Below are 7,750 nucleotides of genomic sequence, written 5' to 3'. Positions count from 1 at the left end.
CGACGAGTTCCAGCAGATGGGGGCGATGCCCTATCTCGAACGCGCGATCCACTCGCTGGCCAGCTATGGCGGCCGCGTGGCGATGATCGCACAGTCGCTGGCTTCGCTCGACCGGATTTACGGGCCCGAGGGCCGCGAAAGTCTTGAAAACGGGGCAGGGCTCAAGCTCTACATCACGCCCCGCGACCAGCGCACTGTGAAGGAGGTCTCGGCGGCCGTCGGCAGCACGACCCGCGAGGCGGTGACACGGATGTATGGCCGCAATAAGGGCTTTCTGGGCGCGACCTCGACCTCGGCGCGGCTGGAAGAGCGGCCGCTGCTTTCAGAGACCGACGCGCGCCTGATGGACCCCGACGAGGTCATCATCCTTGCCTCGCCCCAGCATCCGATCAAGGCAAGCCGGATCAAGTATTACGACGATCCCTTCTTCAACGAGATGCTGGCACGACAGGAGGGCAAGCCGTTCCCCTATCCGCCGATCGTGCAGGGTGTGGGGCCTTGGGGTAGCGACGGCGGTGAAGAGGCCGGCGCGGACGAGCAGGCGAAACCAGCCGAACGCGCGCCTGTCCGGGATCGATCACAGCGCCGCGAGGCACGCGCGATGAGCGTGATGGCGTTGGAGGCGGGGCGTGGGCAACCAGAGCCCGAGACGCTCGAGCGGGAAGCTGCGGTGCCGAAGGAATGGGAGGCAGCGCTCGACCGGCAGGAGGATTTCATCGAGGAACTGTTGGGAGGGTGAAATTGGCGGAGGCCCGGATTGTTAGAGCGGACCTTTGCGATCAGCGAGGAGAAGTTCGGTCGGAGCCCTTAAACACCTTAATGTCGTGATTGTTAAGTCCTATCAGCCAGTCGCGATTTGAAACATAATCGAAATCGTTATCCAATTTTGGTCGCATGACGCCCCTCGCATCAAACGAGAGGCGCCATTGTTCCGACGCTGGGCTAGAATAGTCAGGTCATTTCAGCAAAACGCCCAACGGAACGGCCTCGCTGATCGTCCAGCTGTCCACGGCAGCAGGGGTCCCGTCCGTGATCTCGATGATTTGCATTTCCGCCGAGTTTTGATGGTGCAGTTCGCCCGTAAACGTACGCGGACCGAACGCGGTGGGCTCGCCATTCATCTGCTCCAAAGCAGCAGTCACAGCCGCCCCGTCAACGGTACCTGCACGTTCCACAGCCTTGGCCCACAGGTCGATCAAGATGTAACCCGGATAGGCGTACTGGCTGGCCGGGCGCGCGCCTGCAGCTGCCTCATAAGCAACATTGAAGGCTTCTACTGCAGCGCGGGGGTCGTCTCCATAGATCGAACCCTGCACCGGTACCACAAAGCCGGACAGGTTCGGCGTCGCATCAAGCCAATAAGACCCGTCTACCGCCGAGCCGTTTAGGATCAGAGAGTTGATACCCGCTGCCCGAATCTGACGCACTGCGGCAGCGGCTCCCGGAATGTAGGAACACAGCATGATGACATCCGGTTCCTGCGGAAGCGCCTTGATACGGCTGATCTGACTGGCGATCGAAGCATCATTGTTCTTGAACGTGTCGCGCCCGACAATCTCTCCGCCCGCTTTGGGGAACATCCAGTCAAAGCCGGTGCAGATACCCTTGTTGTATTCGATAGTAGTATCAAGCAGCACGTAACCGGTCTTGGCGTCGCGCTTGGCCTTGGACCATTCGGCCATGGTCGCGCCCTGAACGGCAGCAAGCACCGAACCGGAGAAGCTGTTGGGGCCGACACCCTGGATACCGGCCTTTACGTCCTCGGCACAGAGGAAGAACGAATTCTTACCTTCTGCCTCGGCAGCCAACGCCGCCGGCGCCCCAAAGTCGTAGTCGCAGCTGACGACCATCATGTCGGCACCATCATCAAGCACCTGAAGGCCAGCCTTGGCAGATTGGGCGCGGTCCGTTTTGGTGTCCGCCTCGATCCACTTCACTTGCTGTCCCAGAAGGCCGCCATTGGCGTTGATCTCGTCAATGCGGATCTTGGCGGCGGTCGCGGCGGGCGTGTCATAGGCTTCCATCCAGCCAGACTTGGCGATGGCAAAACCGACGGTGATATCCTCAGCGAGCGCGGGCGCCGCGATCGCCAGGGTTAATGCAGAAGCAATAAGCGTGTGTTTCATTGGAAGGTCTCCTCAGTTGGATTGGTTAGTTGTTGGAGGTTTTGTAATCAGGTGAGCGCGGCGCAAAGCGCGGCATACGCAGTTCCTTGCCCGCCATGAGGCCGCTCGGGCGCAGGATCAGGACAAGGATCATCACGATGCCGATCAGGATCTCCTGTGCACCGCTTGGCAGGGCCAGCTGGGTCTCGCCAACCGAAATGCCTTGTTCAAAGCGCACCAACGCTTCGATCATCACCGACAGGCTGAGGACACCGACAACTGCGCCCGACAGGCTCCCGATGCCGCCAACAACCAACATGGCGAGCGAGATGAACGTGATCCCGAGATAGAAGCTGTCGGGATTGAGCACACCGATGGAATGCCCCAGAAGCGCGCCGGAGACGCCGGTGAAAAAGCCGCTGACCACAAGCGACAACAGCCGATGCCGATACATGTTGATGCCGGAGGCGCTTGCGGCCGCTTCGTCTTCGCGGGTGGCACGCAGTGCAAGGCCGCTGGCGGAATTCGCATAAAGGTTCGCGGCGATGATCGCGGCAGCAGCCCAACCCAAGGCAACCCATTGATCGACATAGCGGGGCAACCCGACCAGCGACGACGTTGCCCCGGTCACGCCTTCCCAATTGGAATAGACAGTATTGACGATGGCCAGAAAGGCAAAGGTCGCGATCGAAGCCGCAATGCCGGAAAGACGCAGGATTGTGGCCCCTGAAATGAGTGCGACGAAGGCCGCAAGAAGACCCGACGCGATGGCAGCAGGCAACACCGACCATTCCGCCTGAGCGAGCCAGGACGGCAAATCCGGCAGAAACAGTGACTTCATCTGCGGTTTGAGCGTCAGCCATGCCGAGCAATAGGCACCAATGGCCATGTATCCCGCGTGACCGAAGCTCACGACGCCCGAGTTGCCGACGAAGATCCAGAGACCGACCACCAGAACCACACGGATCAGGGTTTCGGCGGCCATGCGGCCAAGCGCCTTGTCTCCGGTCAGGGTGACGGCGGCGACGAACACCAGCAGGACACCGTTCAGTACCAAGGGAGTGGAATAAGCTAGAATCCGGGTTTGAGCGTGTTTTCCCATCATGGTTCAGATCCTCGGTTTAGCAGAACTGGCCGCGAACAGGCCTTGCGGGCGAAGCAGAAGGCAGGCGATGACCAGCGTGTAGAGAAAGGCGTCGCGGAAGGGCCGAACTTCGAGCGGCAGGAAAGCCTGTAATAGCACCGATGCTCCGCCGATCAGGAAACCGGCAGCGACTGCACCAGGCAAAGAGCCAAGCCCTCCAATGACGGTGGCGATGAAGGCCACCAGCATGATTTGCCCGCCCATGCGCACGTCAGCCACACCGGTCTGGGTCGCCATGATCAACGCCACAGCGGCGGCAAGGGCCCCAGACAATGCAAACGCTCCGGTAATGACCACGTTCGCACGCACGCCCAACAACCGGGCCATGGTGAAATTCTCGGCAGCCGCCCGCATTTCCAATCCCAGCCGGGTCTTCTTCAGCAAGAGCGCCAGCGCACAGACCACCAGGAGCGTTGTCAGAACCACGATCAGCTGCAGCAAAGGCACCTGTGCCCCGAGAACACCCACTGGGGTATTCAGATCAGGCCACAGGCTGATCGCCTTTGGCCGCCCGCCATAGACTGCGAGCAGGGCATTCTGGATCACGAAACCCAGTGCGAAAGAGGAAATCATCATCGCCACAGGCGTTGCCTTGCGCATATGGCGGAACACCACGTATTCGCTGGCAACTGCGGCCCCGGCCCCCAAACCCAGGAGGACAGGGATCAAGAGGAAGGCCGGGGCCTTGCCCAGGAACATCACCGCGACCGCTTCGGTCGAAGGGACAATCAGGGCAAAGACGCAAAAGGCGATGTATTCGCCATGGGCAAAATTGACGAGGTTCATCACCCCGAAGATCAGCGCGATCCCGAGGGCGGCCATCGCATAGATTCCTCCCAGAGACGCTGCATCGAAAAAGAGTTGGGCCAGAGAGGTCATTGGGCGGCCTCCTTATTGGGTTGAGCCTTGGATTGTCCGAAGTAGGCCTCGCTCAGCAGGTCCTTTTCGGCGAAGGCCGCAGCGTCGCCATCACCCACGACAGACCCGCCGCGCAACAGGATCATCCGGCCGCCGACACGAGCGGCACGCGTGGAACTTTGTTCCACGATCAAGAGCGTCAGGCCGCGCTCTTCCTGAAGCTGTACGAGCGTGTCATAGACTTGATCCACGATCTTTGGGGCTAGGCCCAAGGATGGTTCATCGACCATCATCAGTTTCGGGTTGGTCATGAGCGCGCGACCAATAGCCAACATCTGCTGTTGCCCCCCGGACAAGGCCCCCGCGCTGGCATGGCGGCGTTCACCAAGTATAGGGAAAGCTTCAAAGATTTTTTCGATATCGCCTTCAACGGCGCCCCGGTCGCGGCGCAGGCCGGTCCCGACCCGCAGGTTCTCGGACACGGTAAGGCTGCCGAAAATCTCGCGCCCTTCGGGCACCATCGACAAACCCAACCGGGCAATGGCCTCGGGTGCTCTGCCCGTAAGGAGGTGACCATCCATTTCTATCCGGCCATGTGTGGTGGCAACCGCTCCGCTGATGGCCCCGAGCAAAGAGGATTTTCCGGCCCCGTTCGGACCCGAGATGAATACCCGCTCCCCTTCTTCCAGATGCAGGGTCACATCGGTCAGCGCCGGAACCTTTCCATAGCGCACCGACACGTCAAAAACACCAAGTTTGGACATCACGCGGCCTCCTGATCCGAGCCGAGATAGGCATCGCGCACGGCCTGGCTCGAAAGGATGACGTCGACGTCGCCTTCTTCGATGATCTGGCCGGCATCCAGCACGTAGACATGGTGGGAAACCGACAGGACTAGCCCGACATTGTGTTCGATTAGCAGAGCCCCGGTACCAAGTTCCTCGGCCACACGTTTGATAAGGGAAGCAAGGTCGGCTGCCTCGGCTTCCGACATGCCCGCCGCCGGTTCATCCAACAGAAGGAAATCCGGCGCAAACATCAGCGCGCGCGCGATACCCACGCGCCGTTCATCCGTATAGGGAAGCCCGGCCGCAGGCTGCTCGGCCAGATGGGGCACGCCCATCCAGTCAAGCAGCCGCAGTGCTTCGGCCTCGGAGGCCGACCGGGAGTGCCCCAGACCCACGCCTGTAACAGCGAGGTTGTCCAACACATCCAGACCCGGAAACAGCCGTCCCGCCTGGAAGGTCCGGGCCACACCGGCCCGGCGCATTTCGTGCGGCGGCAAAGTTCCGACATTGCTGTCCCCAAGCGTGACTGTCCCGGTTGTCGGGGTCTGAAACCCGGTCAATGTGTTGACCATCGTTGTCTTGCCTGCACCGTTGGGACCAATCAGCCCATGCACGGCACCCGGAGTGATCGTCATCGTGACATCCGTCAGGGCCTTGAAACCCCCGAAGGCCACCGTCACCCCGGATGCCGCCAGGGAAGAACCCTTATCTTTCCGCCGCACCATCGTTCAGACCTCGGCCAGTTCCTTGCGAGACTCGGCCTGACCTTGCTCTGTCGCCGCATCTGCGGTCAGAACATAAACGCCGCTGTCATGCAGATTGACGGTCCAACCAGGCTCGACCACGATGGTGGTCGTGACCTCTTCGATCACAGCGGGTCCGTGCAACGTGTCACCGGCCCCCATGAGCGAGCCGTCATAAACCGGTGTGTCCTGGGCGATGCCGTCGGCGTTGAACACCATGGGGCGCGTGCCTTTCAGGGTTTCATGTGCCCCTTTACCTGCGCCAATCTTCATGCGTTCCGGCTTGTCCACGTGACCAGCAATCGTGCTTTCCACGTTGACGATTTCCACGGCATTGTGCGGCTCGTCATAGGTGTAAAGCTCTTTGTGACGCGCGTGGAACGCAGCCTTGATGTCCTCGATCGTGGCCTCGGTCACTTCGAACGGATCAATCTCGACCGTACATTCGTGCACCTGGCCCACATAACGCATATCAAGCGAGCGGCGGATTGAAATCCGCTCTTCCGAGAAACCATCACCTGCAAGGTCGACCTTGCCGCGCGCTTCAAGCGAGTTGAAAAGGTTGTCCAGCTTCTTGGCAGCTTCGGCCCCTTCCAAACGGATCGGTGCAGGCGCCATGTAGTTGTATTTGACGTCCGAAATGATCTGACCATAAGCGCACAGACCCGAGGCCAGTTTGGAGATCAGCACTTTGGAAATGCCCATTTCACGTGCCAGCGCCGTGATATGCGCCCCGGTGGCCCCACCGGCACCCATCAGCACGAAGTCGCGCGGGTCATAGCCCCTTTCGACCGACACCCGGCGGATGGCGTTGACCATGTTGTTGTTGACGATTGTGAACATGCCATACGCGGCTTTTTCGACCGAGATACCCAACGGGTCGGCGAGTTTCGTCTTGATCGCGCCACGCGCTTTTTCCACATCCAGCGGCAGGCGACCACCAATAAGTCCGTCGGCATTCAGATAGCCCAGCACAAGGTTGGCGTCGGTCGTGGTCGGATTCTCACCGCCCTGTCCGTAGCACGCCGGTCCGGGTTCGGACCCTGCCGACTGCGGTCCCATCTGCATCAGGCCCATGGAGTCGATCCAGCCAATCGAACCACCGCCCGCACCAAGCGTCTCTACCTGGATCATCGGGATACCGATGCGATACCGCAGGAAGTCGATGTTCTTGTTGACGTTTGCCTGCCCGTCCTTGGTCAGTGTGATGTCGAATGAGGTACCGCCCATGTCACAGGTGATGATGTTCTTGTCACCCCAAGGCTCGGCCACGTCCAGCGCCGCTTGTGGTGCTGATGCGGGACCAGAGTTGATCGCATAAACCGACTGATCGCTGACCACCTTGCCCAACGCCAATCCGCCATTCGATTGGAAATACCGCACCGGATGCTGGCTGCCCAGCTCGCGGAAATAGGCGTCGATGGCTTCGACATAGCGTTGCAGGATCGGTGCCAAATAGGCGTTCACGATAGCGGTCGACGTACGTGTGTATTCGCGCACCTGCGGATACAGCTGGCTGCCCACGGTCAGGCGTACATCGGGCATCATCTCGCGCACGATCTCGGCGGCGCGGTTTTCGTGCTCGGGGTGCAGCACCGACCAGACAAAGCTGATCGCAACCGATTCAACACCTTCGGCGATGAAATAGCGGCAGGCGGCGCGCACGTCTTCCTCGTTGATCGGTGTCTTAACCGACCCGTCCGAGATCACCCGCTCGCTGACCCCTTTGCGCAGGTGACGCGGCACCAGCATGGTCGCCGGGGGATAATCCGGGTCATAGCGATAGCCGTCTTCCTTGTGGCCCAAGCGGATCTCGATCGAGTCCTCGTGCCCCTTGGTCGCAATCAGGCCGGTCTTGGCCCCGGTATGGGTGATCAGCGCGTTCAGTCCCACCGTGGTGCCGTTGATGCACAGATCCGAGTTCGACACGATTTCCTGTGCCGTCAGCCCGGTTTCTTCGGTGATCAGAGCCAAGCCGTTCTTGATGGCCTTGGTCGGCTCGGTCGGGGTCGACAGAACCTTGAAGATCCGTGTCCCGCCCTTTTTGTCGGCAAGAATGAAGTCGGTGAATGTGCCGCCAGCGTCGATGCCCAGACGATATTGGGTTCGCAT

Annotated in this window: 7 protein-coding genes; 1 reads left to right on the top strand and 6 read right to left on the bottom strand. The window is 60.5% G+C overall.

The genetic code is table 11. The features are described 5' to 3' along the window. The coding region (locus AB9K34_RS04010; RefSeq protein ID WP_369953144.1) for a type IV secretory system conjugative DNA transfer family protein at positions 1-739 on the top strand (739 nt) is incomplete at its 5' end. Between the two features lie 217 nt (positions 740-956). Here the strand turns inward: AB9K34_RS04010 and AB9K34_RS04005 are convergent. Genes AB9K34_RS04005 through AB9K34_RS03980 form a run of 6 tightly spaced genes read right to left on the bottom strand, consistent with a single transcriptional unit; the run spans position 957 to position 7,750 of the window. After that, a complete protein-coding gene (locus AB9K34_RS04005) occupies positions 957-2,126 on the bottom strand; it encodes an ABC transporter substrate-binding protein (protein WP_369953143.1) in 1,170 nt (389 codons plus the stop codon). A gap of 25 nt (positions 2,127-2,151) precedes the next feature. After that, complete coding sequence (locus AB9K34_RS04000) at positions 2,152-3,210, bottom strand: branched-chain amino acid ABC transporter permease (protein ID WP_369953142.1); 1,059 nt, start codon at positions 3,208-3,210, stop codon at positions 2,152-2,154. A 3-nt stretch (positions 3,211-3,213) separates the two neighbouring features. Next, positions 3,214-4,128: a branched-chain amino acid ABC transporter permease gene (locus AB9K34_RS03995; RefSeq protein WP_093096148.1), complete on the bottom strand. Its 915-nt coding sequence runs from the start codon at positions 4,126-4,128 to the stop codon at positions 3,214-3,216. Then, complete coding sequence (locus tag AB9K34_RS03990; RefSeq protein ID WP_369953141.1) at positions 4,125-4,871, bottom strand: ABC transporter ATP-binding protein; 747 nt, start codon at positions 4,869-4,871, stop codon at positions 4,125-4,127. The genes AB9K34_RS03995 and AB9K34_RS03990 overlap by 4 nt, the downstream gene beginning before the upstream one ends. After that, a complete protein-coding gene (locus AB9K34_RS03985) occupies positions 4,871-5,620 on the bottom strand; it encodes an ABC transporter ATP-binding protein (protein ID WP_369953140.1) in 750 nt (249 codons plus the stop codon). Before AB9K34_RS03985 ends, AB9K34_RS03990 begins: the two co-directional genes overlap by 1 nt. A 3-nt stretch (positions 5,621-5,623) precedes the next feature. Beyond that, positions 5,624-7,750 carry a hydantoinase/oxoprolinase family protein gene (locus AB9K34_RS03980; protein WP_369953139.1) on the bottom strand — a complete coding sequence of 709 codons (2,127 nt, stop codon included), beginning with the start codon at positions 7,748-7,750 and terminating at the stop codon, positions 5,624-5,626.

This window comes from Sedimentitalea sp. XS_ASV28 (genome assembly GCF_041224545.1).
Lineage (GTDB): Bacteria > Pseudomonadota > Alphaproteobacteria > Rhodobacterales > Rhodobacteraceae > Sedimentitalea.
The sequence above is the reverse complement of the archived record's forward strand: the minus strand, read 5'-3'. Positions and strand labels throughout refer to the sequence as shown.